General features: G+C 39.5%; 22 protein-coding genes. 10 read left to right on the plus strand and 12 right to left on the minus strand.

The window, feature by feature from the left end; genetic code table 11:
- Window positions 1-29: 29 nt before the first annotated feature.
- On the minus strand, window positions 30-1,592 hold the full coding sequence (locus AC1M9L_RS12620) for a phospholipase D family protein (RefSeq protein WP_228143135.1): 1,563 nt from the start codon (window positions 1,590-1,592) through the stop codon (window positions 30-32).
- Between the two features lie 171 nt (window positions 1,593-1,763).
- Between AC1M9L_RS12620 and AC1M9L_RS12625 the strand changes: the two genes are divergently transcribed.
- The gene (locus tag AC1M9L_RS12625) at window positions 1,764-2,774 is read left to right on the plus strand and encodes a metallophosphoesterase (RefSeq protein ID WP_035270000.1); all 1,011 of its coding nucleotides are present in this window, start codon (window positions 1,764-1,766) and stop codon (window positions 2,772-2,774) included.
- A 43-nt stretch (window positions 2,775-2,817) separates the two neighbouring features.
- On the opposite strand, the gene AC1M9L_RS12630 is transcribed toward AC1M9L_RS12625, so the two are convergent.
- Window positions 2,818-4,128 carry an MFS transporter gene (locus AC1M9L_RS12630; protein ID WP_035267948.1) on the minus strand — a complete coding sequence of 437 codons (1,311 nt, stop codon included), beginning with the start codon at window positions 4,126-4,128 and terminating at the stop codon, window positions 2,818-2,820.
- 141 nt (window positions 4,129-4,269) lie between these two features.
- Window positions 4,270-4,908: a PAQR family membrane homeostasis protein TrhA gene (trhA, locus tag AC1M9L_RS12635; protein WP_092768508.1), complete on the minus strand. Its 639-nt coding sequence runs from the start codon at window positions 4,906-4,908 to the stop codon at window positions 4,270-4,272.
- Between the two features lie 103 nt (window positions 4,909-5,011).
- Between trhA and AC1M9L_RS12640 the strand changes: the two genes are divergently transcribed.
- On the plus strand, window positions 5,012-6,223 hold the full coding sequence (locus AC1M9L_RS12640) for a class I SAM-dependent methyltransferase (RefSeq protein WP_481592329.1): 1,212 nt from the start codon (window positions 5,012-5,014) through the stop codon (window positions 6,221-6,223).
- Between the two features lie 21 nt (window positions 6,224-6,244).
- A complete protein-coding gene (locus AC1M9L_RS12645; RefSeq protein WP_481592330.1) occupies window positions 6,245-6,673 on the plus strand; it encodes a GNAT family N-acetyltransferase in 429 nt (142 codons plus the stop codon).
- 38 nt (window positions 6,674-6,711) lie between these two features.
- Here AC1M9L_RS12645 and AC1M9L_RS12650 read toward each other — a convergent pair whose 3' ends face one another.
- The 5 genes from AC1M9L_RS12650 to AC1M9L_RS12670 form a co-directional block, all read right to left on the minus strand.
- Window positions 6,712-7,041 (minus strand): hypothetical protein, encoded by a 330-nt coding sequence (locus AC1M9L_RS12650; RefSeq protein WP_481592331.1) that lies wholly within the window; start codon window positions 7,039-7,041, stop codon window positions 6,712-6,714.
- Window positions 7,042-7,154: 113 nt separating this feature from the next.
- A complete protein-coding gene (locus tag AC1M9L_RS12655) occupies window positions 7,155-9,287 on the minus strand; it encodes a 3-hydroxyacyl-CoA dehydrogenase NAD-binding domain-containing protein (RefSeq protein WP_481592332.1) in 2,133 nt (710 codons plus the stop codon).
- A gap of 11 nt (window positions 9,288-9,298) precedes the next feature.
- Window positions 9,299-10,504, minus strand: a complete 1,206-nt coding sequence (locus tag AC1M9L_RS12660) for an acetyl-CoA C-acetyltransferase (protein ID WP_035267939.1) — start codon at window positions 10,502-10,504, stop codon at window positions 9,299-9,301.
- 196 nt (window positions 10,505-10,700) lie between these two features.
- Complete coding sequence (locus tag AC1M9L_RS12665; protein WP_481592333.1) at window positions 10,701-11,126, minus strand: hypothetical protein; 426 nt, start codon at window positions 11,124-11,126, stop codon at window positions 10,701-10,703.
- A 125-nt stretch (window positions 11,127-11,251) separates the two neighbouring features.
- Window positions 11,252-12,262 (minus strand): AraC family transcriptional regulator, encoded by a 1,011-nt coding sequence (locus AC1M9L_RS12670; RefSeq protein WP_092768523.1) that lies wholly within the window; start codon window positions 12,260-12,262, stop codon window positions 11,252-11,254.
- A gap of 210 nt (window positions 12,263-12,472) precedes the next feature.
- Here AC1M9L_RS12670 and AC1M9L_RS12675 point away from each other — a divergent pair, with 210 nt between their 5' ends.
- Window positions 12,473-13,591 carry a CaiB/BaiF CoA transferase family protein gene (locus AC1M9L_RS12675; protein ID WP_481592334.1) on the plus strand — a complete coding sequence of 373 codons (1,119 nt, stop codon included), beginning with the start codon at window positions 12,473-12,475 and terminating at the stop codon, window positions 13,589-13,591.
- A gap of 131 nt (window positions 13,592-13,722) precedes the next feature.
- On the plus strand, window positions 13,723-14,718 hold the full coding sequence (locus AC1M9L_RS12680) for a DUF2804 domain-containing protein (RefSeq protein ID WP_180028606.1): 996 nt from the start codon (window positions 13,723-13,725) through the stop codon (window positions 14,716-14,718).
- Window positions 14,719-14,772: 54 nt separating this feature from the next.
- Here AC1M9L_RS12680 and AC1M9L_RS12685 read toward each other — a convergent pair whose 3' ends face one another.
- Window positions 14,773-15,642 carry a metal-dependent hydrolase gene (locus AC1M9L_RS12685; RefSeq protein ID WP_481592335.1) on the minus strand — a complete coding sequence of 290 codons (870 nt, stop codon included), beginning with the start codon at window positions 15,640-15,642 and terminating at the stop codon, window positions 14,773-14,775.
- A gap of 157 nt (window positions 15,643-15,799) precedes the next feature.
- Window positions 15,800-16,675, minus strand: a complete 876-nt coding sequence (locus AC1M9L_RS12690) for a metal-dependent hydrolase (protein ID WP_035267930.1) — start codon at window positions 16,673-16,675, stop codon at window positions 15,800-15,802.
- Between the two features lie 141 nt (window positions 16,676-16,816).
- On the opposite strand from AC1M9L_RS12690, the gene AC1M9L_RS12695 reads away from it, so the two are divergent.
- Window positions 16,817-17,872, plus strand: coding sequence for an AraC family transcriptional regulator (locus AC1M9L_RS12695; RefSeq protein ID WP_481590896.1), 1,056 nt, complete (start codon window positions 16,817-16,819; stop codon window positions 17,870-17,872).
- 62 nt (window positions 17,873-17,934) lie between these two features.
- Here the strand turns inward: AC1M9L_RS12695 and AC1M9L_RS12700 are convergent, their stop codons facing one another.
- A complete protein-coding gene (locus tag AC1M9L_RS12700) occupies window positions 17,935-19,272 on the minus strand; it encodes a Na+/H+ antiporter NhaC family protein (RefSeq protein ID WP_481592336.1) in 1,338 nt (445 codons plus the stop codon).
- Between the two features lie 351 nt (window positions 19,273-19,623).
- On the opposite strand from AC1M9L_RS12700, the gene trpA reads away from it, so the two are divergent.
- The 4 genes from trpA to AC1M9L_RS12720 are packed head-to-tail and all read left to right on the plus strand — an operon-like array spanning window position 19,624 to window position 23,555.
- The gene (gene trpA / locus AC1M9L_RS12705) at window positions 19,624-20,427 is read left to right on the plus strand and encodes a tryptophan synthase subunit alpha (RefSeq protein WP_035267926.1); all 804 of its coding nucleotides are present in this window, start codon (window positions 19,624-19,626) and stop codon (window positions 20,425-20,427) included.
- Entirely contained in the window at window positions 20,424-21,320 is an 897-nt protein-coding gene (gene accD / locus AC1M9L_RS12710) for an acetyl-CoA carboxylase, carboxyltransferase subunit beta (RefSeq protein ID WP_481592337.1), read from the plus strand. Before trpA ends, accD begins: the two co-directional genes overlap by 4 nt.
- Window positions 21,317-22,606: a bifunctional tetrahydrofolate synthase/dihydrofolate synthase gene (gene folC, locus AC1M9L_RS12715; RefSeq protein ID WP_481592338.1), complete on the plus strand. Its 1,290-nt coding sequence runs from the start codon at window positions 21,317-21,319 to the stop codon at window positions 22,604-22,606. Before accD ends, folC begins: the two co-directional genes overlap by 4 nt.
- Entirely contained in the window at window positions 22,593-23,555 is a 963-nt protein-coding gene (locus AC1M9L_RS12720; RefSeq protein WP_481592339.1) for an SPOR domain-containing protein, read from the plus strand. Before folC ends, AC1M9L_RS12720 begins: the two co-directional genes overlap by 14 nt.
- Window positions 23,556-23,696: 141 nt before the next feature.
- On the opposite strand, the gene AC1M9L_RS12725 is transcribed toward AC1M9L_RS12720, so the two are convergent.
- On the minus strand, window positions 23,697-24,338 hold the full coding sequence (locus AC1M9L_RS12725; RefSeq protein ID WP_481592340.1) for a peroxiredoxin: 642 nt from the start codon (window positions 24,336-24,338) through the stop codon (window positions 23,697-23,699).
- Window positions 24,339-24,645 lie beyond the last annotated feature (307 nt).

Raw genomic sequence — 24,645 nt, forward strand, 5'->3', positions numbered from 1 at the left:
AAAAGCAGGGATCATGATGATCCCTGCTTTTACATGAATCCTTCGATTGGCAACCAGGAGATAACTTTCAAGCTTGCTTTTTGCCACCATTTCATTTTTGGTTCTTTGGTATAGATTTTAATACCTTCAGGTGTCGCTTGTTTCCAATTAATATTATTTTGTGAATCTAGAACTAATTTATAGGCATATTTTTTTAGGTTCTGATCCATGGTTTTATGCACAGCTTGCGCTAGGGGCTGGCTGTTTAAAATGACGCCTATTTCAGTATTTAAATTGGCTGAACGTGGATCAAAATTAAATGATCCGATAAATACTTGCTTATCATCCAAAGCCATCATTTTTGCATGCAGGCTTGAGCGACTCAGCCCTTTAAGGCTCACTTTGGACTGCTTAGAAATTTCAATATTATTTTTATTTTGGAATTCTTCTGGCAAAGCAGGGAGGAACTCATATAACTCTACGCCGTTTTGCAGTAAATCTTGACGGTATTTCGCATAAAACGCATGTACAAGTGCAACATCATTGGCTTTAAAAGAGTTGGTCAGTACACGAACTTTAACGCCATCTTGTGCGATTGCACTTAAACGTTGCTCACCCTTGCGCTCAGGAACGAAGTAAGCGGAAATGATATCGACACTTTTTTCTGGTTTCTCTAAGCGTTCAACCAGTTGAAAGTTGAGATGTTCTTCTTTCTTAGCTTTCGCTTTGATTTTTTCAGGAGAATCTTTGATGACTTCTGCTTTCACCCAATCCAGCTTAATTTCTTGATTGAGCCAACGATCAAAATCATGAGATTCACGAGTAATTTCAACATAACTACGTACAGCACCATCATCAAAGTGCTCTTGCAGTTGCTGTTTTAAACCTTCATAGCGCAATGTATATTGTTGATGATTGACAATATTTTTAACTGGATAGGCATATTCATGATTCCAGTACTCATCAAATGAGTGTGTAATATCACTTACTGCATGACCGACAAGCATGACATCAACATCTGAAAATTGATATCGGTCACTGACATTGTAGTATTGATTACTCATATTTCGGCCGCCAATCAGGGTAATTTGATTGTCAGCTGTAAACGTTTTGTTGTGCATCCGTCGATTGATACGTTTCAGATCCAAAATCATATCAACGGGTCTAAGGCGTCGGAATTTATAAGGATTGAATAACTTTACGTCAATGTTTTGATGTTGATCCAGCGCGAGATAAATACTTTCCATCGTCTTAGCGTTATTATCATCCATTAACAATCTGACTTTTACACCACGATCAGCAGCTTGAATGATTTTATAAAGAGCCAATGCACCTACACGGTCGTTATCCCAAATGTAATATTGAAGGTCGAGTGTTTTTTCGGCTTTCTCAATTAATTGAAAACGTGCAGCTATCGCTTCGATTGGATCATATAAAACATGAAAACCTGTTAATTCAGGATTCTTAATTTTCAAAGGTTCGACAATTTGCGCCAATGAAGTGTCATGAGTGTCGATGTCATACGCATATTGAGGTGCAACAGCTTGTTGAGTGGGTAAAGTTGAGCATGCGGGTAAAGCAAGAATCAAACATGAACTCATGATGAAGCGCATTTTAAAAGATGTTTTCTTTTGGCGATTCAATTGTTGAGATTGATTCTTTTCCATGTGATTTGCTTGCATAATCTATTCTTTGAACTCAATGTGCTAAAGTATAAAGAGCACCATTTAAAAGATAAATGAACCACTCAGATTATTCGTCTGATTTAATGAAAGAGATTGAATATGTGGACAACAAATAACATCCTTGCTGCGTTCTATATTATTTTCTCGCTCTTCGCTATTTGGGGAGTCACGCAAGCATGGATGAGCCAATCTCGAACTGAAACCATACATCCATTTAAAGCCTTTGTTCATCTCTTGGCATTTTATCTTTCTTATTTACTTGTTCCGTTGTGGTTTTTTAGTATTTTTGCTACTTGGCAAGGTATATTTTCATTGCATGAAGGTGTGTTTATTTTCTTGTTGAGCAGTGTATTGATTTATGCACGTTTCATTGAGCCACATCGTGTAGTAGTGAATAACCTGAGTTACAAGTTAAGTTCGGCGCAACCCTTTAAACATCCGATTAAAGTGGCATTAATTGCAGACTTACATATTGGATTGTTTTCTGGGCATGAAAGACAACTGAAAATTATCGTGAATAAGATTAATCAAGCTCAACCAGATTTAGTGGTTGTGGCAGGTGATTGGACCTATGAACCAGAAAATAAGCTGGCAGAAGAGCTCCGAGTATTAAGAGAAATTCAAGCGCCTGTCTATTCTGTGAATGGTAATCATGATGAGCAATATCCAGGTCCACCGATTCAGGCATTATTAAAAGATGCGCTAGCTTCAAATCAGGTGATGGATATTGAAGGTAAGATTGTTGAGTTTGATGAGTTTAGATTGATTGGTGTGGGGGATTTGTGGGCAGGTAAGGCTGACATGCGGGATATGCCTGATTTACCACAAGATAAGCCGTGGTTAATTCTGTCACATAATCCGGATACGGTGGATATGGTGCCAAAATTGCCAACTCATCCGTTGATGTTGTCAGGGCATACTCATGGGGGACAAGTGGAGCTTCCGTGGTTGACAGATTACATCATGAAAAAAGTGTCTATCTTGGGTCATAAACGTGGTTTATATAAGCATGAACATGCCAATGTTTATGTGTCCGTAGGTACTGGCATGGTAGGTGTCCCATTCAGATTCAGAGTACCACCGATGATTGATATCATTGAGCTCAGCTAATAAAAAAACCGGCTTAAGCCGGTTTTTTTATTAGCTGAAAGCATCAAATTTGATTATTCACATCATCATGTTTCGTTTCGCGAATCATGAGGAAAGCAATCAGCGAAAGGATTGATGCAGCCGTCAAATAATAGCCTACTGCAGACAAACCATATTCAGTTGCCAATTTCGTTGCAATCAAAGGTGCGAAAGATGCACCAAAAATACCAGCAAGGTTAAATGTTAACGCCGAACCAGTATAACGCACCGATGTCGGGAAGATTTCTGAAAGTACTGTACCGATTGGACCATAGGTTAAGCCCATAATCGCAAGACCAATACATAAGAATAAGAACACAATCAGTGTGCTTCCTGACTCCAACATGTCCGCAAAGAAAATACCAAAAATAGCAGAAATTACACACACCGCGATCGAAGTGGTTTTACGACCGAACTTTTCCGCAAAAATTGCAGAAAGGGGAATAAATGCTGCAAAACAAAGCGTTGCAACCAACTGAAGTTGTAGGAACTCTTCACGAGAGTAACCTAATTGTTTTGTACCCCATTGCAAAGCAAATACAGTGGTTAAGTAAAAAACTACGAAAGTACAAATGGCTGCAATCGTTCCGAGTACAAGCATTTTTGAATGCTTTTTAAAAACTTGTACAAAAGGAACATTCACTTCTTTTTGTTTATCAAGCACGTTTTGGAATGCTGGCGTTTCATGCAACTTTAAGCGAATCCACAAGCCTACAATCACCAATAAGGCACTTGAAATAAATGGAATACGCCATCCCCATGACATGAATGCTTCTTCACTCATGAATGCCCCAAGCGTAAGGAAAGAGCCTGTGGCAAGGATGAAGCCGATAGGTGCACCAAGTTGAGGGAACATACCGTACCAAGCACGTTTGCCTTCTGGCGCATTTTCAGTTGCGAGTAGAACTGCACCTGACCATTCGCCACCTAAACCTAAGCCCTGACCTAATCGGCACAAAGCTAAAAGTAAGGGTGCCACAATGCCAATTTGCGCATAGGTTGGAAGTAAACCAATCGCAACGGTAGAAAGCCCCATGGTTAGCAAGGCTGCCACTAAGGTTGCTTTACGACCGATTCGATCTCCCAAATGACCGAATAGTGCGGCGCCGATAGGACGTGCGATGAATGCGATTGCAAAAGTTGCTAATGATTGAATCGTTGCTGTCATAGGATCTGTGCTTGTTGGAAAGAACAAGTAGGGGAAAATTATGACCGCAGCTGTTGCGTAAATATAAAAATCGAAGAACTCGATGGTTGTACCAACGAGGCTTGCAGTTAATACCCGAGTTTTAGAGTTTGCGGGCTGAGCTTGTTGTGATGCTGTATTAGACGCCATGAGAGACCTTACACTTACTAAAAATAAAAAACTTAGATTTAATAGCGTAATCTTTTTAAAAAAGGCGTAATTTCTTAAAAAAATACGAAATACCAGCTTGCTCTACGGTGTTAGGGTTGCTAGACGATGTAGTTAAAGTGGTTATAGCACGTAAAGATAAATAGACAGGAAATGTGATCCTGCACCTATCAATACAAAAATATGCCAGATAGCGTGAGTGTATCTTACCTTTTTTAAGGCATAAAACAATGCGCCTATGGTGTAAGCAAGACCACCAACAATAAGGAAGGTTAAACTTTGATCAGATAAATATGTGCGCATATCATCGATCACAAGTAATGCTAACCATCCCATTGCGAGATAGGCAAAAAGCGATATTTTTTGAAAATGGTGAATAAATACCAATTTAAATAAAGTGCCAATCGCCGCAATTACCCAAAGTGCAATTAATAAATAGTGAGCTTTTTGCGTTGGTAAAGCTATAGATAGAAAAGGCGTGTATGTTCCTGCGATGAGATAATAAATAGCCGTGTGGTCCAATTTTTTAAACCAACCCCGACGCTCAGGTGTTTCCGCAAAATGATAAAGACTAGACGCCGTAAAGAGTAGAACTAAACTAAGTCCATAGACCCAAAGCCCGATCCATTGTGCCATAGGATAAGCAGCACCTTTTATAATCAATAAAATGGCACCGATGACGGCCAAGACAGCACCAATGGCATGACTGATGAAATTAATTTTTTCTTCTAATGGATCATACGAAGCAGGAGATGCTTTCATTGTTCACTTACACATTTAATTATACATCTGTATCGTAATTGAATTTTGCTTTTCGCGTAAGACGCATTAAAATTTAATAGCATTTCTTTTTTTGGCACTGTTTATGACCGTTTCGGCATCCTCCACACCGCAAGAGCAACAATTTCTTGAAGCATTTCATCAAGCATTAGCTTCTCAGCGTTTTGATCGTATGATTCTGAGTCAGTATCAGGGCGAGATAGAAGCTTTAGAGAAGATGACTTTACGCATGATTCGATTACAAGATGAATGGATGCTGAATGTTCTGTATCGCTTTAAAACTCAAGATGTGACCAAAAATTTTCCAATTGATGAAGCTGATCCGTTGGTGAGTAAATTGGTCAGTGAATGCAAACAAGCCAATCTTTTTACATTGGACAGCGAGTTACAGCTCAAGAAAAATAAGAAAAAAGCGATCTTAACTCAAAGTAAAAAGGCTTCAGTCTCCAAGATCATTGAAAAATCACACGACCGTCAAAAACACCGTTTTGTTGAGCAAGAAAGTTATTTTCTTCAACCGTTGGGTATTACGGATCAAAAAGAACAAATTATTCCAAGCATGGCGCGTAAGTGGAAACAGATTAATAAATTTGTTGAGATTTGCTCAGGCGCATTAAACCAAATTCAAGTTGATCAGCAGCTCAACGTTGTCGATTTTGGCTCAGGTAAAGGTTATCTCACCTTTGCACTGTATGACTACTTACAAAAAAATGATTATAATCCTTATGTTACAGGTGTGGAACTGAACGAGAAAATGGTTCATTTCTGTGAAGATGTTGCCCGTAAATCAGATTTTAAGCATTTAGATTTTTTCCAAGGAGATGTACGAACTTACTCGCCTGAAAAACTCGATGTCATGATTGCGTTGCATGCCTGTGATGTAGCAACTGATTTTGCGATTCATACCGGTATTCGATTGAATGCGCAAATGATTATGTGCGCGCCGTGCTGCCACAAAGAGTTGAGACCTCAAATGCAAAGTCCCTCTGTATTAAAACCAATGTTGCAGTTTGGTATTCATGAGGGGCAACAAGCTGAAATGCTGACAGATACAATTCGAGCGCTATTGTTAAAAGCCTATGGTTACGAGACTAAAGTTTTTGAATTTGTGGCTTTGGAACATACTAGCAAAAATAAAATGATTTTAGCCACCAAGCGCAAAGATTTGAACGCACCAGATCAGCAAGTGTTAGATCAAATCATTGCATTAAAAAATATGTATGGTATTCAAAAGCACTCATTAGAGTTGCTTCTAAAAGGTGAGTGGGAGCAACAAAATATTGGTGAAAAGTGCTAACACCCCTTTGGGAATTAACATATGAGTAATGTCTTTGATGTTCAAGTAGGTTCATGGTCGCAATTAAAGTGCTACGCGATGCAGATACGAGAGCAAGTATTTATTCTGGAACAACTAATTTCACCTGAAGACGAATGGGATATGGAAGATGAGACATCGATTCATTTCGTTGTTTTTCATGAAGGTGAGGCAATCGCCACGGCTCGACTACTTCAAAACCATAGTATTGGAAGGGTAGCAGTCATAAAGGCTTATCGAGGAAAAGGTGTTGGGTTTGAGCTCATGAAATTTATAATTGAGTTTGCTCAAAGGGAAAAGCGACCAACCTTGAATCTTTCTGCTCAAGTTCATGCATTACCATTTTATCAACGTTTAGGGTTTGAGCCCCAAGGTAAGGAATACTTAGATTGTGGTATTCCTCATGTTTATATGACGATGCAGCTTGAATAAAAAAACGGAGCCAATGCTCCGTTTTTTCATCACAAATATCAATGACTATGTGAACCTGATTCACCATCATGTGTATGACTGTGTTCGCCCATTGCTGCGTGTTCATCTTCAGTCATATTGTGTTCAGTTGCACTAGCTTGAGCAGCTTTGTTGGCTTCTATTTTTGCTGCTGCTTCTTCAGACATCACAGGTGATGCTTTGAATGCATGATGTTCACTGGTTTCTGTTCGTTGTTTACTTGGCATATAGTCAGGTTCATTTTCAATGGCTATATAGAAAATCACCATAAATATAATACTTAAAATGATCGCGATAATTAGCGCTTTCCAACCCCAAGGAGATTTTTCTGGTGAAGAATGATCAGTCATAATGCTATACCAAGTTGGGTAAAATGAATCTGAGAATATGTTACTTTATAACACATATTTATCGACAAGACCGAAAAAAACCTCTCCGAAGAGAGGTTTTTAGTTTATATCAATCAGATCGACTGACCAGACTGAACTTTGTCCTTGAGGAGTTGAGGTGCTTTAAAACGCTCACCATACTTCGCTTCAAGCTGATTCGCGCGCTCAAGCGCTTGTGCGAGTCCATATTGATTGAGGAACTGTAAAGCGCCGCCAGTCCAAGGGGCGAATCCTATGCCGAAAATAGAACCGATATTTCCATCAATGACAGACTCTAAAACGCCTTCTTCCAAACAGCGCAGCGTATCCAAGGATTGAACAAATAGGAAGCGATCAATCATTTCTTGTTCAGAAATATCTGTTTCTTTCGTCCAATGGTTTAAACCATCCCAAAGGTATTTTTTACCACTTTCTGGATATTCATAAAAACCAGCACCAGCAGCTTTGCCTTTACGCCCAAACTCATGGATCATTTGCTTTAAAACATCTTCAGCAGGGGAGTGTGGTAAATCTTTGCCTTCAGCCTGAAGCGCTTTACGCGTTTCGTTGGTCACATGCTCAGACAAGGTTAATGCGACTTCATCTTGGATTGCTAATGGACCGACTGGCATACCTGCTTTTAAAGCAGCCATTTCAATTTTGGCTGGATGTACTCCCTCAGCCAGTAAACGCAAACCTTCGTTGACAAAAGTACCAAATACGCGGCTGGTGAAGAAACCACGACTATCATTAACAACGATAGGTGTTTTTCCAATTTGTTGAACATAATCATAGGCTTTAGCTAGTGTCTCAGCTGAAGTCTCTTTACCTTTAATAATTTCAACCAACTGCATTTTATCGACAGGGCTAAAGAAATGCAGTCCAATAAAGTTTTTCGCATCTTTACTTGCTGTTGCAAGACCTGTGATTGGTAAGGTTGACGTATTAGAAGCCATCACACCGCCGTCAACCAAATATTGCTCAGCTTCTTGAGTTACTTTGGCTTTGAGTTCTTGATTTTCGAATACAGCTTCAATGATTAAATCACAGCCTTGTAAATCGGATGCATTCGCTGTAGGGGTAATGAGAGATAAAATTTGTTCGCGCTTTTCAGCAGTCATTCGACCTTGTGAAACACGTTTATCTAACAGTTTTTGACTATATGCCTTACCTTTTTCCGCATTTTCAATCGATACATCTTTAAGGACGACTTGAATTCCCTTAATCGCTGTCGAGTAGGCAATGCCAGCCCCCATCATTCCAGCGCCTAAAACACCTACTTTGGTCGCTTGCCATTTTGCAGGCTCTTTAGGGCGGCTTTCACCTGATTTGATTGCATTCAGTCCATGCCAGAAAGTACCAATCATGTTTTTCGCAACTTGACCAGTTGCTAGATACGTAAAATAGCGAGACTCAATAGTTAACGCAGTATCAACATCTACCTGAGCACCTTCAACGGCAGCAGCCATAATGGCTTCAGGGGCTGGATAGCAACCTTTTGTTTTGTCACGCAACATTGCTGGTGCAATCGCAAGGACTTGAGCCACTTGAGGTGATGATGGCGTACCACCTGGAATTTTGTATCCTTTAACATCGAATGGTTGTTGAGATTTTGGATTTGCTTTAACCCAAGCAATCGCTTTATCTATGAGCTCTTGTTCAGAATCAGCCGTATCTTGAATTAAGCCTAAAGATTTTGCTTTTTCTACACCAAATTGTTTACCTTCCATCAGGAAAGGAAAAGCATTCTGCAAGCCGAGCAGTCGTACCATACGCACGATACCACCGCCACCTGGTAACAATCCTAAGGTAACCTCAGGTAGACCAAATTTCGCTTTAGGATCATTTAATGCAATACGAGCATGACAGCCTAGTGCGATTTCCCAACCACCACCGAGAGCTGTTCCATTTAATGCAGCAACAACTGGTACACCCAAGGTTTCAATATAGCGGAATTCCGCTTTCATTTTTTGGATCATGCCAAAGAATTCAGTGGCGTGTTCTGGTTGAGCTTGAATCAACTCATCCAAATCACCGCCTGCAAAAAAGGTTTTCTTTGCAGATTTAAAAATGATACCTGTAATGCCAGATTCGGCTTTCAGTTTTGCTACAGTCTCTTCCAAAGCAACTCGGAAATCTGCATTCATGGTATTGGCAGACTGATTAGGTGAGTCTAAGGTGAGAATAACAATGCCATCAGCATTTTTTTCAAATTGAATTGCACTCATTATTCTTCTCCTTATACCAATTCAATGATCGTTGCGATACCCATACCACCACCTACACACAGTGTAGCCAAGCCACGTTTTTTACCTTGACGCTCAAGTTCATCGAGCAACGTACCTAAAATCATGGCACCTGTCGCACCGAGTGGATGACCCATTGCAATTGCACCACCATTTACATTGACTTTTGCAGGATCGACATTGAGTTCATTAATAAAGCGCATTACTACAGCCGCAAACGCCTCGTTCACTTCAAATAAATCGATATCATCAATGGTTAAGCCAGCTTTTTCCAAAGCTTTACGTGCCGCAGGTGCTGGACCAGTTAACATGATTGTTGGATCAGTTCCGACAAGCGCAGTTGCTAATACTTTGGCACGTGGTTTTAAGCCTTGTTCTTGAACCGCTTTTTCAGATGCAAGTAGAACAACAGCAGCGCCGTCTACAATGCCTGAAGAGTTTCCTGCATGGTGAACGTGATTAATCTTCTGAGCTTCTGGATATTTTTGTAATGCGACTGCATCAAATCCCATACCACCCATCATTTCAAAGCTTGGATTTAATTTGGCTAAGCCTTCAACGGTAGTCGTTGGTTTGATGAACTCGTCTTTATCTAAAACGACAACGCCAGCTTTATCTTTTACTGGTACAACTGATTTATTGAAGTAACCATTCGCTTGAGCCGCTGCTGCTTTCTTTTGGGAATCTGCAGCAAAAGCATCTACATCAGCACGAGAGTATCCATCTAAAGTTGCGATTAAATCAGCACCAATCCCTTGTGGAACAAAGGTAGATTTCAGGTTTGTTTCTGGATCGAGTGCCCATGGCCCGCCATCGGAGCCCATTGGAATACGCGACATTGACTCTACACCACCTGCAACGACAACATCTTCCCAGCCTGAACGAACTTTCTGTGCAGCAAGATTGACAGCTTCTAGTCCTGAAGCACAAAAACGGTTGATTTGAACGCCTGCTACATCATCATTCCAGCCTGCAGCAATTGCAGCAGTTTTAGCGATATCACCGCCTTGATCACCAATTGGAGTTACACAACCCAGCACGATGTCATCGACTTTAGAAGTATCGAGTTGATGGCGAGTTTGAAGTTCATTTAACAGCGTTGTGAGTAATGTGATTGGTTTTACTTCATGTAAAGAACCATCTTTTTTTCCTTTTCCGCGTGGTGTGCGAATGGCATCAATGATGTAAGCCTCGCTCATAATAGTTCCTTTTTTATAGGTTGAAATTGTTATGGTGTTTTGAGTGTAGATGATCTATGTGATTGTGCAATGACGAGAACGGATGAGTCGTTTGATATTTTTGGTCACTGAAAAATTAAGTGTTTTAAATTGTGAAATGAAAGTTTTTGACGAATTAAAAAAAATTTGTATTGCGAATGCTTTGATTATAATTTTGCTATATCAAATCTTTGGCGCTTGATATGGCAAGCTTTACACCATAAGAACCTTCATCATCTTTATCAACATACCAACCACCGTTAATTACAGCGGGCACTTTTTTATTGATAATCTGCCCTTTCAGCTTTTCAGCTTCTAATTTACTTAAATAGCCAACTGTTAATCCGTTGATTTCAACTTTGATTGCATTTGGATCGTATTGGTTAAATGGTTCTGACAGAACATGAGCAGTACATTCATGAAATTTAGATACAGCTTTTTTTTGACCAGCTATTTTAAGTAAATTTTTTTGATATGCATTTTCTCCGACAATATTATAAGTGTACTGTATATCAGCTTGAGGTCGAGAGCTGTGCGATTTTACACTGTAAAAATAAATTGCTATTCCAATCAAAATTGAGATTAAGATTGCAGTAAGTGTCATCTTATTATTCCTTTAAATATTACGAATATTTTAATTTCAACTTGAATATTTTTGTTAAATAAGCACTTAAATCCATATGTAAAAAAAAGCCTGAACAATGTCAGACTTTTTTATGTTTGAATAAATTAATGATAACCATGTAATTGACGATACAGTCCTGGTGTTACCCCTGTCCACTTTTTAAATGCTCGGTGGAAGGTACTGGTTTCACTAAAGCCGACTTGTTGTGCCACATCTTCTAAAGTTAAAGATGGGTTTAACAGTAAGTGAATTGCAGCGTCTCGACGTAAGGCATCTTTTACACCTTGATAGCTCTTACCTTCAGCAGCTAAGCGACGGCGAAGCGTCTGTGGTGATAAATAAAGCATGGCTGCAACATCATTTAATGTTGGCATTTCTTCACCAATTTGGCTCTTCAATACTTCACGAATACGTGATGTGAGCGAATTGGTATTTTTGAATTTCACCAACAGTTTCGCTGGAGCACCTTTTAGAAACTCTTCCAAGGTGTTTTCATCTTGGCGAATTGGAAGATCTAAGTAGTCTGCAGCAAATGTGATTTCAGTACGAGCTGAATCAAATTGGATTACTGGCGCAAAAAATAACGCATCATATTCATCTGCATGTTGTGGGCGTGGATATGAAAAATGTACACGCTCTAACGGGATACGACGCTCAATGAGCCACGATGCCAAACCATGCCAGATCATGAGCATACTTTCAGTAATGAAATGGTCAGGATCCATTGTTTTTGGAATGAGTGGAACTAAGCGTGCTTCATGCTTATCGCGCTCTAAAGTCACAGACCACTCATCACCAAATAACTTGTAGAACTGTGATGATAACTCAAGCGCATCACCTAAAGTTTTGGCATGTATGATCAATTGACACATGATCGCAAAGGTCCCTAAGCGACGTGGCTGGATATCAAAACCAACGTGTTCATCTTGGGTGACCATCCACAGCATTTTAACAAAGCGTGTGTACTGCTCAGGAGAAATACGTGCTTTAGGTTGGCGGAGTAGTTCAGCTTCAATGCCGACATGTGAAAGTAAAGTGTCAACATCCATCCCTAGACGTTTTACCCCAGTCAGGGCTGCATTCACAAAATGGATACTTATCGTATCGCGACTCATGTTAAATCCTTCAGTCTCTTTGATGTTCACTGCTACTTGACCTAAATGACACAAAAAATAATTTAATTGGCAATTATCACTAGAGTAATTGCTCTTTTACATCATAAATTGCCGAAATGATCAAGGTAAATGGCTGAACATGACATTGTTAATCTTGTTTTATATTTCTATTATGGGTGAAAAATCAACATATTCTTGGTGAAAATAACAATGACAGCTGCATTAAAGGGATTGAAAGTTTTAGATTTTTCCACATTATTACCCGGACCCTTTGCGACCTTGTACTTAGCAGATCTAGGGGCAGAGGTGGTCCATATAGAGTCACCAAATCGACCAGACCTTGTCAGAATGTTGCCACCTTATGCAAATGGTCAAGCCACGGCGCACAGTTATTTGAATCGTAACAAGCAGTCGATTGCCCTAGATTTAAAAGATAGTCAGAGTATTGAACTCATTAAATCAAAAATTTCAGAATACGATATCGTCATTGAGCAGTTCCGTCCTGAAGTGATGCGACGTTTAGGACTCGACTATCAAACTTTATCTGAAATAAACCCACGTCTGATTTATTGTTCAATAACAGGATATGGGCAAACAGGTCCTTATAAAGATAAAGCGGGACATGACATTAATTATGTTTCGCTTTCAGGGATTGCTGGACATTCAGGTCGACAGGAAAATGGACCACCACCAATGGGGATTCAAATTGCAGATGTCGCAGGCGGTTCTTTACACGCAGTGATCGGCATTTTAACAGCCGTGATCGAAAGGCAACGAAGTGGTTTAGGTCAATATATTGATATCTCTATGACGGATTGTGCGGTGACTTTAAACAATATGGCCGCGGCAGCTGTACTTGCAGGTGGGCAGAATCAGTACCCTGAAAATGAACATCTGAACGGGGGAACATTTTATGACTATTATCAAACGCAAGACGGGCGCTATATCTCAATTGGAAGTTTAGAACCTCAATTTATGACAGGTCTGGCAACTGTATTAGAACTGCCTATCTTATTGGAAAAAGGAACTTCATTTGATGTTGAAGATCGAAAAGCAGTCAAGACTGCCATCGCTGATAAAATCAAGGAAAAAAGTTTTGATGTATGGCGTAAAACATTTTCTGAATTAGACGTATGTGTAGAACCTGTGTTAAATCTAGACGAAGCTCTGACGTCAGATTTGGCTCAACAACGTGCTTGGACAGTGGATGTACCTCTAAGGAAAGATGCAAATGAGGTAGAAAAACAGTTGGCTTGCCCAATTAAATTTTCAAGATCCAAGGCACAATATCATTATATTGGCCAAACACTGGGTGAAGGGAACTGGTAGTCAAAGTATTGAATATATGAAAAAAAAGAACCGATTTGTATCGGTTCTTTAATCTATGTTTTCATACAATAAATGAAATACTTTAGACTAAAGTCTATAATTGTCATGGAATGAAATTAGGCTGAGTCCCAATGGATTTAATTCAAGTAAATGGTCAACCGCGCTATGGGCGTTTTACAGAATTGCCAAGTGCAATTTCTGTCTCAAAATATATTTATAAAACGCCATATGGCAAAGTGCTCAAAGGATGGAGAAAAAAACTTAAATATAAGAAATTTAAGTTTTGTAGTATCCAACATGAGCATTACAGCATTGGGATGGCTATCGTCGATATCGCTTGGGCGGGACATGGTTTCATCTATATTTATGACCATAACACCGGACAAGTCGTCGAGTGGAATGCGATTAATGTATTGGCACACAGTACGGTTTTAGATGAACAGCCACTATTTAATCATAGCCATTTTCAACATGGAAAAATCCAACTCGATATCCAACATGCCAATGGTGTTCGTTATATCAAAGTGATCAAACATGGTGAAGAAAAACTGTCTGCACGAATCTTTTGTGCTGGAACAGATCCTTTGTCGATGTGCAGTCCTACTGGTATAAATGGTTGGACCTATACTCAGAAACTAACTACATTGGCCGTTGAAGGGTATTTCATTAATAAACAAAAAGAAAAAATTGAATTTAACTCACGAACTTTTGCTTCGCTTGATGATACTTGCGGTTTTCTAAGACCTGAAACGGCTTGGTTTTGGCTATCTTCTAATTTTTGGGATGCGCAAGGAAACCGTGTGGGTTTGAATCTTGCCTCTGGCGTGAATGAAAGCTTTGGCAATGAAAACTGTTTGTGGATTAATGGACGCCTTTATGCGTTGACGGATGTTCTTTTTGAAATGCAAAATGATCAGATGTGGACCATACGATCTATGGATGACAAATTACAATTGACCATTGAAACAGGCTGGCGCCGTTATGAAAATCTTAATCTTAGAATGGTAGGCAGCCAGTTCAGTCAGTGGCAATCTAAAATTACGGGTTTTATTATTTCAGATGATGGTCAGCATATTGAGCTTAATCAAGAGTATGGACTATTAGAGCAACATTACGCTAAATGGTAACGGCGTCATAACAACAAAAAAGTCCGATTGATCGGACTTTTTTTACATTCTTTTTTATATCGCAGCTTCCCAAAAAGCTGCACCTGCTTGAAGTGGATCTTGAGTTTCAGCGAGCGTATCAACCCAAACTTGGTATTGATGAATAATAGGGTGTTGATTTGGGTGAAAATCAGCTTTAAACCAGTCTAAATATTCTCGTTTTTTTGCCGTTAAAATGCCATCTTTTCCAAGCAACCATTTCAAGCCTTGAGCAAACATTTTTAACCTTTCAATTCGAGTAAAACCATCTTGTTTGAGAAGTCCATGTGTTCTTTGCATGGTAAATCCAAACATCATAAGCGTAACTAAAACCAAGGCGGTATAACGTGTAAGGTTTGAAGTCTGCGCTACCTCGATCATAACATCATAAGCAACATCGCGATGTTCCATTTCTTCAATACTATGCCATGCAAATAAACCCCGGACAAAAGGATGTGCATGGGCCATCGTACTTTTATGACTGAAAAATGTCGTTGCCATTAAAGCGGTTAAGTGTTCGCATGAAGCGGTGATCGCAATATTAAAACGATCAGGATACCTTTTTAACGCATGTTTGAAACGTTGATTGACTTGATGAATATATTTTTCAATCGGCATACCTTGCTCAATTAAAATTTTATTCATTTTGTCATGGGCAATACCGTGTTGCGCTTCTTGTTGAATAAAGTCTTTCACACGTTTGGCTAAGACAGGATCTTTAATATGCGGTTGAAATAGTCGGACACACTGTATGAAATATCGTTCTCCATCTGGAAATGTCAAACTCAAAGCATCAAATACACGTGTTTTAAAAGGATCGTTGTTAAACCAAAATCGTGGTACTTCGTTGAGTCGGAAATCAAGGTGCTTACGAATCACTGGATGGTATGTGGTAATTGCATTCATTTTATTTTTATCACTTATGCAGAAAGAACAAGTATGTAAAAAAATCACATTAAGGTCATTATCTCTACAGGACAAAAGAAGAGAGAAGGAGATTAAAACTGTAAGTAATGTTGGCTAAATCATCCGAATAAAAATGATTTAGCCAGTAATAGAAATACTATCGAGCTGCTTGCCAGAATGCTTCACCAGCTTGAATTGGATCATTGGTCTCGGCTAATGTTTTTACCCATACATCATATTGGGCAATCACAGGATGTTGGCTTGGATGGAAGTCTTTTTTAAACCAATCTAGGTATGGACCTTTCATTCTCGTTAACATGCCATTTCGACCGATAAACCATGGAAGTCCTTTGACGGTCATTTTGAAACGGTCTAAACGACTAAATCCGTCATACTTCAACATGATATTGGCACGATAAGTTGTAAATCCAAGCATCATGAAAGTTGTAAATGCCAAAGCAAATTGTCGAGTAAGTTCTGGAACATCACCGACTTGTTTCATGACATCAAAAGCCACATCACGATGCTCCATCTCTTCGATAGCATGCCATGCTAAAAGCGCGCGCACATAGGGGTGAGCATCTTCAAGGGTTGCTTTTTGACTATAAAAAGTATCAGCCATTAATGCAGTTAAGTGTTCGGCTGCAGCAGTCATGGCAATATTATATTGAGGTGAACGACGTGTCAGTTCGAATTTAAAAATTTTGTTAAGAACCTTAATAAATTGATCGACAGGCATACCTTGATCTTTCATGACCTGATTCATCTTGTCATGCGCAATTCCATGCTGTGCTTCTTGTCGAATAAAATCTGCGACGCGTTTTTGTAATTCAGGGTCTTTGATTTTATCTCTAAATAATCGAACTGATTCAATGAAGTAGCGCTCTCCGTCTGGGAAAGTTAGACTCAATGCATCAAACATACGGGTTTTGAATGGATCTCCACCAAACCAAAAACGAGGAATTTCTGAGAGCTTGAAATTGAGATTCGTGCGTACGACAGGATCAACCTGATATTTTACCAATGCGTTCATCTTATTTTCATTCATCCGCTTTAGATCGTTTAAGTATGTATGGCATTGGTCTGATTGTTTTGACAGTACTTGCCATTTTTTATACATTTTACGACAAATGAAAATGAATAAAGTCAATTTTGCCTAAAGGAATAGTGCATCGTGAAAGATATTCAAATACCCAATGGATATTTCCATTTATGGCAAACATTTATTCAAGTGAAACAGCTCGATAAAGAGATAAAGACTGCGTTAAATCAGGATGTTGATACGCTGAATAAAATTTTGGCAGCACCGATTGCCATGCAATCATCATATTCTTTTTTCTTAAAACTTAACTCTCTCACGCAGGTTTATTTGAATCGCGCCAATTATATTTTTGAAATGGCTCAATATGTGAAACCTGAGCATTTTGGTGTGCTTGGATATATGGCGACACGAAGTGAGACGGTGGCGGAAGCACTGAACTATATTTTAAGATTTAGCCGCTTGGTGATTGATGGTGAAGAGATTACACCCATGCAGATTCACCAGAACGGTGAAATACTGATTTTAAGCTGGCCGTTTATTTGTGATGACTATAATTTTATCAATGAGCTGACGAATGCCATGATGGTTTCATTGGCAAAGCAAATATTAGTGCATGATACCTTTCCACTGTATAAAGTGATCATGGCGCATGAAGCTATCGCACCATTGTATGAATATCAAAAGTTCTATGGTTGTCAGGTAGAGTTCAGCCAAGTTGAATATCAGTTTCAAATTCGCACTCAGGGGTTGCAGCTAAAACCCCAACAAGCAGATCCTTCACTTATGCAATTGTTGGTTCAACAAGCGGAAGAGGCGATTGCATCAAAACCCGTGCAATCGAGTCTTGATCGGCAACTCCACTTAATTATTGCTGAGTATTTGCGTATTCGTCACGAAGCGCCAAAGATTGAAGATATTGCGACAGAATTATGTTTGTCGGTGAGGACTTTGCAACGACAATTAAAAGATCGCGGAACATCATTTAAACGCATACTTGAGCAAGAGCGGATGTCACAATGTGAGCGCCTATTAAATCAGGGGCTAGAGTTAACGGATATCGCAGTGCAACTCGGTTACTCAGATCAGTCTGCGCTTGCTAGAGCATTTAAAATGTATAATGGAATAACGCTGTTGCAGTTTAAAAAACAACTTAAACAACGACCAACTCACCACCATAATCTAAGTTAGATTATGGAAATAAAAAAGGTAAGCATGTAGCTTACCTTTAAAGACTTCACTTTTATGCCAGTCTAAAATTGATTCATCTGTATTTTGGGATATCTAAAAGCAATGGAGAGTATAGCAATCACCGCTAAGATCCAGCAGTAATAAACGTTTTGGATCATTTCCATTGGCGATAATTTTGCAATTGAACATGCCAATAATAATTGTGCGCCAAACGGAATTAAGCCTTGAACAACACAAGAAAAAATATCCAACAAAGCAGCCGAGCGTTTTGGGTCAACACCATATTCTTTAGCAACTTCACGTGCCATATCGCCAGATAGAATAATGGCAACCGTATTATTTGCCACAAAGAAATTAGACAAGATTACCAGAAGGCAGATTCCGATTTCACCAGCTCTTTGCGTTCCCACTTTGAATAAACGCGTAAGTTGATAAATGCGTTGTATTAGCCACTCTAAGCCACCTTCTTTTCGCATAAGGGCAGAAATACCACCGAGTAACATTGAAAGCAATGCGACTTCAAACATGCCCAAAAAGCCATCGTAAATCGCAATATTTAATTTAAGTAGGTTAAAGTCGGGGGCTTGAATCAGACCGACGAGTCCAGACATAACAATGCCCAGCATAAGTACAGCCAACACATGTAATCGGGTAAAAGCCAAAGCAAATACAGCTAAATAAGGCAAAATCAGCCAAAAATTATAGTCATTGAAAGAAACTTGTTGCGTATCACGACTCATCACAAAATAAATCAAAATCGTGAAAAGTGCTGCTGGTACTGCAATCCATACATTGACTTTAAATTTATCTTTTAGTTCTACACGTTGACTACGAGTTGCGGCGATAGTGGTATCTGAAATCATTGACAAGTTATCACCAAACATGGCTCCTCCAACCACAGCACCAATCGCAACAACAGGATTTATATCGGTGACTTGAGTGAAGCCAAATGCGATCGGCGCACAAGCAGCGATAGTACCCATCGAGGTGCCCATCGCAGTAGCAATAAACGCTGAAATAACAAAGAGCATTGGCAGGACAAAAGCCGAAGGAATGAGAGATAAACCTAATTGTACTGTTGCATCAACACTACCAATGGCACTACTAATACTGGCAAAAGCACCTGCCAGCATAAAGACCATAAACATTAAAATAAGATTAGGATGGCTTGCCCCACGGAGAAACTCATCTATACCTGTATTTAATTTGCCACGATAAAGTAATACCGCAAGAATGAGGGCAGGGATAGCAGCAATGGGTGCTTTAATTTGGTAGAAGGCAAACTCAGTGCCAATCAGAGTGTGATAAATACCGCTGCCCAAAAAAATGGCTAAAAACACAATAAGCGGTAGAAGGGCAAGCGCTCGCGAAGAAGCTTTGCCTGGGGAGATTGTGGTCATAACATAAGAAATAAAAGAGTAAGCATGTATAGTATAGAACAGCTTTGGCTAATTCAGAAAAGTTAAAATGTAAGTGCTAAGCTATTTGTTTTTAAACATTTTTAATCAATAAACATAAGTTCATATAAATATTCATGATTTAGAAAAAACAGAAAAAATCGAGCTTTTTGATCATTGTTAAAAAAATCAAAACATTGATAAATATGCACTTGGAATACTTAACTGAAAAGAGTGTTTGGTGCTTTTCATCACACTCTGTTCAATGAGTAAAAAATAGCGTTACAATGGGCCGTCTTGTATTTTACAAAACCAACTCCTCAATTCTATACAATTCAAGGAAAGTACATCCCTATGTCACGTTTAGCCACACGATTTGCACAGCTTAAATCTCAACAGCGTAAGGCTCTAGTTTCTTATGTCATGGCAGGTGACCCTCATCCACACGTAACGGTTCCTTTGTTACATCAAATGGTGGAAGCAGGTGTGGATGTAATTGAACTTGGCTTACCATTTTCAGATCCAATGGCCGATGGTCCAGTGATTGCACTTGCGGCTGAGCGTGCATTGGCAGCCGGTACAAATACATTGGATGCATTGGAAATGGTCAAGCAATTCCGTGAAAAAGACACAGATACACCAGTGGTGTTGATGGGTTATTTGAATCCTGTAGAAGTCATTGGATATGAAAAATTTGTATCAACTGCTCATGACTGTGGTGTGGACGGTATTCTGTTGGTGGACTTACCACCTGAAGAAGCACAAGCGCTCGATGTTGTCTTGAAAAAGTTTGATATGGATCAGATCTTCTTGTTGGCGCCAACATCTACAGATCAACGTATTCAACATGTCGCTAATCAAGCGAGTGGTTTTATTTATTACGTGTCTTTGAAGGGTGTAACAGGTGCAGCGACTTTAGATGTGAATGAAGCTGCTCAACGCATCGAAAAAATCAAGTCGATGACGGATGTACCTGTTGGTGTAGGTTTTGGTATTAGTGATGCAGCCTCTGCAAAAGCAATCGGAAGCGCAGCGGATGCGGTCATTGTTGGTAGTGCTTTTGTTAAACCATTTGCACAGACAACTCCTGATCAAGCAGTTGAACAGGCGGTCAATAAAGTCAAGGAGCTTCGAGCAGCGCTCGATGAGTTAGTATGAATCAAGAAGTTAAATCAGGGAAAACTTTAGCACCTGCAACACCTTGGACAGATCGTTTAGTACCAGGTATTCAAATCCCTGATCAACAGCAATCGTTAAAAGCGACGTTTACTGAGCCTACGATTGAATGTCCAGAATGTCATGCTCTGGTGACTCGTACGGCGATGTCTTTCAATGCTTATGTTTGTCCTCAATGTGATGAGCATTTAAAAATGAAAGCACGTGACCGCTTAAATTGGTTCTTTGATCAAACCGCAAAAGAATTAGGTCAAGAGTTTGTTGCAAAAGACCCACTCAAGTTTGTGGATAGTAAAGCTTATCCTGTGCGTATGAAAGAAGCACAAGAGAAAACTGGCGAAACTGAAGCACTCGTGGTGATGGAAGGACAAATCAAAGGTTTATCATTAATCGCTTGTGCATTTGAATTTGATTTCATGGGCGGTTCGATGGGAACTGTAGTTGGTGATCGATTTGTACAAGCAGCAGAGCGTGCGATTGAAACCAAACAGCCAATGATTTGTTTTGCTGCCTCTGGTGGTGCTCGTATGCAAGAAGGAATGTTATCTTTAATGCAAATGGCACGTACGTCAGCTGCGATTCAAAAAATGAAAGATGCTCGTATTCCGTACATTGTTGTATTAACTCATCCAGTATATGGTGGTGTGACCGCATCTTTAGCCATGTTGGGTGATGTGCATATTGCTGAGCCTAAAGCAATGATTGGTTTCGCTGGTAAACGTGTCATTGAACAGACTGTACGCGAAAAGTTAGAAGAGCCGTTTCAACGTGCTGAATTCTTGCTTGATCATGGTGTAGTCGATCAAATTGTTCATCGTCACGCATTACGTGATACAGTTTATCGTATCGTAGCGAAATTGATGAATTTGCCTTGAACCTCACTGCTCCACTCAGTACAGATAATTTACAAACATGGCTCGATTATTGGAGCCATGTTCACGTTACAGGAATTGATTTAGGGCTTGAACGCGTCATTCCTGTGGCTGAAAAATTGGGCGTTACACACCCGCAAGCGAAAGTCATTACTGTCGCTGGTACGAATGGTAAGGGTTCAACAACCACAACCTTAGCTTCTATTCTGAATGCTCAAGGATATCAAGTCGGTTTGTATCAATCTCCGCATATCTATCGTTTCAATGAGCGTGTAAAACTCGCAGGTCAGGAAGTTTCAGATGAGCTTCTGATCGAAGCATTTGTTCAAGTTGATCAAGCACGACGTGAATGTGATTTAAGTTTATCTTTTTTTGAAGCAACAACCCTTGCAGCTTTTGTCATCTTCAAACAACAGAAATGTGATGTTTGGGTATTGGAAGTTGGACTTGGGGGACGTTTGGATGTTGTGAATGTCGTTAATCCAAATGTTGCGGTCATTACCAATATTGGATTGGATCACACAGATTGGCTGGGTGACACCATTGAAAAAATTGCTTTTGAGAAAGCGGGTATTATTCGTCCAGATATTCCAGTCATTTTTGGTGGGCAACAAATACTTCCAACATCAATTCAGGATAAAGTCATTGCATGTAATGCGACGCTGTCATGTCTAAATCAGGATTATTTTTATCAAGCAAATGGTGATGGTAAAACTTGGACATTTTCAAGTTCAGCACTGACCTTAAAATTACCATGTGGTCAGTTGGCCCTAGATAATGTTTCTACTGCCGTAGCTGCATTATTGGTCAGTGGATTGAAAATTTCTCAAACTGCACTAGAGCAGGGCATTATTCAAGCACATTTACCAGGTCGATTTGAAATAAGGGAAATCGCAGGAAAAACAGTGATTTTCGATGCGGGACATAATCCGCATGGTGTAGAATTTTTGTTAAAGCAATTGCGAAATTATTTAGAATACAATAAACAGTACACAGAAGTTATCGCTGTGTTTTCGATGTTAGCGGATAAAGATATAGATTCAGTCGTTAATTTATTGAAAAACACGGTATTTATGTGGAAAATTGCGCCGATGGATGTGCCTCGTGCAGCACCATTAAAACAATTAAAGTCAGCGCTTCAAGGTGAGACAGTACAACAGTATTCAAATGTACAGGTCGCATTTAAATCAGCACTTGAAGAAACAAAAAATAATCAGCTGATTTTGGTGTGTGGTTCGTTTCATACCTTAGAAGCGGTCTGGGAGTATTTAGAGAATGTCAATGAATAACAAACAACGCTGGATGGGTGGTGTTGTTTTATTGGGTGGTGGTGTTTTATTGGCAGCATTACTTCTAAAAGGCAAAGAAGAGATCCACCAAAATAATGTTGAACAACCGGTTGAAGCTGTTCAACAAAAAAAGAATGAACCTGAAGCAGTACAACTTCAACCTCTCACAGTTGATGTGGAAACTGAAAAGCGTTTACTTGAAGAGCAACGACGTGCTCGTGAGAAAGCTGTGGCAGAGCAAGAGGCGCGTGCTGCTGAATATTTAAGAATGCAACAAGAGGCCGAAGCTGAAGCCGCACGTCGCGCTGCTGAAGAATATGCTGCAATGAATGCTCGTCGAAACGCTGCTCAGCAAAGTTCAGACAATATTCCTCCTGAATTGGTTGAGGATGAAGCTGAAAAGAAAAAGCGTTTGGCTGAAGAAAAACGCATAGCTGAACAGAAGCGTTTAGCTGAGCAAAAAGAACAACAGGCGAAATTCTCAGAAGAACAAAAGCGTAAAGCCGAAGCAGAAAAACGTGCAGCTGAAAAGAAAGCAGCAGAGCAAAAAGCTGCTGAGGAAAAACGTAAAGCAGAAGAAGCGAAGAAGAAAGCTGAAGCTGATAAAAAAGCTGCAGAAGAGAAAAAACGCAAAGCTGCTGAAGAAGCGAAGAAAAAAGCTGAGGCAGAAAAAGCTCGTGATCTGCTGGAAAATGGAGATCGTCAATGGATGGTTCAAGTGGCATTGGCTGCGAATGAGGCGAATGCAGATGCGCTTGCGGCTAAGCTTCGTGCCAAAGGATATAAGGTAACGAAGAGTCCAACGTCGAAAGGTATTCGAATTATGGTTGGTCCATCTAAAGATCGTGATTCGGCAGATGCGTTACGTAAGAAAATTAACAGTGATGCAAGTTTAAATATGAAATCAGCATGGGTGATTGATTGGGTACCACTGGATAAGCGTCAATAGTTTCTTGCTTTGTTTTAGAAAAAAGGATTCAAACTATAATTTGAATCCTTTTTAAATCAATATGTTAAAGATTATAAGCCATAATCAAAAAAAGCCTATCTGAGGATAGGCTGAACGCTGAAACTTGATGGTTCGTCAAAATTAATCAAGATCAGGTTGAGGTGTTAAACGTAGATAAGGTGTCACTGCCTTGTACCCTTTAGGGAAGCGTTGTTGAATTTCATTTTCGTCTTTAATAGACGGAACAATCACAACATCTTCACCATGTTGCCAGTTTGCAGGGGTTGCCACTTTATAGTTATCTGTTAACTGTAATGAATCTATAACACGTAAAATTTCATGGAAATTGCGACCAGTTGACGCTGGATAAGTAATAATCAAGCGTACTTTTTTATTTGGATCAATGATCACAAGAGATCGGACCGTTAGGGTCTCGTTGGCATTGGGATGGATGAAATCATATAAAGTCGAAACTTTACGATCCTGATCAGCAATGATTGGGAAGTTCACCGTGGTAGACTGAGTTTCATTGATATCTTTAATCCAACCATGATGTGATTCAACATCATCTACAGAGAGAGCAATCGCTTTAACATTACGTTTTTCAAACTCGTCTTTTAGTTTTGCTGTAAAACCTAATTCCGTCGTACATACGGGAGTATAGTCGGCAGGGTGTGAAAATAAAACTCCCCAATGATCTCCTAGAAAATCATAAAAATTAATTACTCCTTCACTTGATTGCTGTTCAAAGTCTGGAGCGGTGTCACCTAAACGTAATGCCATATATACCTCTATTCTTATCAAAACCTTAATGTGCTGAAATTAATATGGCGGAAACTCTTTATAATTAAAAATAGTGTTTTTTTATTTGGTTATGAAAAAAACAGATTTATTTGAATGTCTGAAGGCAAATAAACGTTCGTAAATTTGAATTTGAACGATATATATTTCTGATCAAATTTGCTACATTAACTCGCCGTTGCTCATGCGTCATGGAAAATAATCCAGAAATTTTTTGATTGCATTTGTTTAAAACCCTTGTACTTCAAATTTCTAGCACCATAATAACGTTTGAGAAAAATCATTTTGA

It is taken from the genome of Acinetobacter sp. ANC_7511, from assembly GCF_056779975.1.

Bases quoted from the DNA above. Each gene is read 5' to 3' on its own strand.
- AC1M9L_RS12620 (WP_228143135.1), bottom strand. From the start codon at position 1,592: ATGCGCTTCATCATGAGTTCATGTTTGATTCTTGCTTTACCCGCATGC.
- AC1M9L_RS12625 (WP_035270000.1), top strand. From the start codon at position 1,764: ATGTGGACAACAAATAACATCCTTGCTGCGTTCTATATTATTTTCTCG.
- AC1M9L_RS12630 (WP_035267948.1), bottom strand. From the start codon at position 4,128: ATGGCGTCTAATACAGCATCACAACAAGCTCAGCCCGCAAACTCTAAA.
- trhA (WP_092768508.1), bottom strand. From the start codon at position 4,908: ATGAAAGCATCTCCTGCTTCGTATGATCCATTAGAAGAAAAAATTAAT.
- AC1M9L_RS12640 (WP_481592329.1), top strand. From the start codon at position 5,012: ATGACCGTTTCGGCATCCTCCACACCGCAAGAGCAACAATTTCTTGAA.
- AC1M9L_RS12645 (WP_481592330.1), top strand. From the start codon at position 6,245: ATGAGTAATGTCTTTGATGTTCAAGTAGGTTCATGGTCGCAATTAAAG.
- AC1M9L_RS12650 (WP_481592331.1), bottom strand. From the start codon at position 7,041: ATGACTGATCATTCTTCACCAGAAAAATCTCCTTGGGGTTGGAAAGCG.
- AC1M9L_RS12655 (WP_481592332.1), bottom strand. From the start codon at position 9,287: ATGAGTGCAATTCAATTTGAAAAAAATGCTGATGGCATTGTTATTCTC.
- AC1M9L_RS12660 (WP_035267939.1), bottom strand. From the start codon at position 10,504: ATGAGCGAGGCTTACATCATTGATGCCATTCGCACACCACGCGGAAAA.
- AC1M9L_RS12665 (WP_481592333.1), bottom strand. From the start codon at position 11,126: ATGACACTTACTGCAATCTTAATCTCAATTTTGATTGGAATAGCAATT.
- AC1M9L_RS12670 (WP_092768523.1), bottom strand. From the start codon at position 12,262: ATGAGTCGCGATACGATAAGTATCCATTTTGTGAATGCAGCCCTGACT.
- AC1M9L_RS12675 (WP_481592334.1), top strand. From the start codon at position 12,473: ATGACAGCTGCATTAAAGGGATTGAAAGTTTTAGATTTTTCCACATTA.
- AC1M9L_RS12680 (WP_180028606.1), top strand. From the start codon at position 13,723: ATGGATTTAATTCAAGTAAATGGTCAACCGCGCTATGGGCGTTTTACA.
- AC1M9L_RS12685 (WP_481592335.1), bottom strand. From the start codon at position 15,642: ATGAATGCAATTACCACATACCATCCAGTGATTCGTAAGCACCTTGAT.
- AC1M9L_RS12690 (WP_035267930.1), bottom strand. From the start codon at position 16,675: ATGAACGCATTGGTAAAATATCAGGTTGATCCTGTCGTACGCACGAAT.
- AC1M9L_RS12700 (WP_481592336.1), bottom strand. From the start codon at position 19,272: ATGACCACAATCTCCCCAGGCAAAGCTTCTTCGCGAGCGCTTGCCCTT.
- trpA (WP_035267926.1), top strand. From the start codon at position 19,624: ATGTCACGTTTAGCCACACGATTTGCACAGCTTAAATCTCAACAGCGT.
- accD (WP_481592337.1), top strand. From the start codon at position 20,424: ATGAATCAAGAAGTTAAATCAGGGAAAACTTTAGCACCTGCAACACCT.
- AC1M9L_RS12720 (WP_481592339.1), top strand. From the start codon at position 22,593: ATGTCAATGAATAACAAACAACGCTGGATGGGTGGTGTTGTTTTATTG.
- AC1M9L_RS12725 (WP_481592340.1), bottom strand. From the start codon at position 24,338: ATGGCATTACGTTTAGGTGACACCGCTCCAGACTTTGAACAGCAATCA.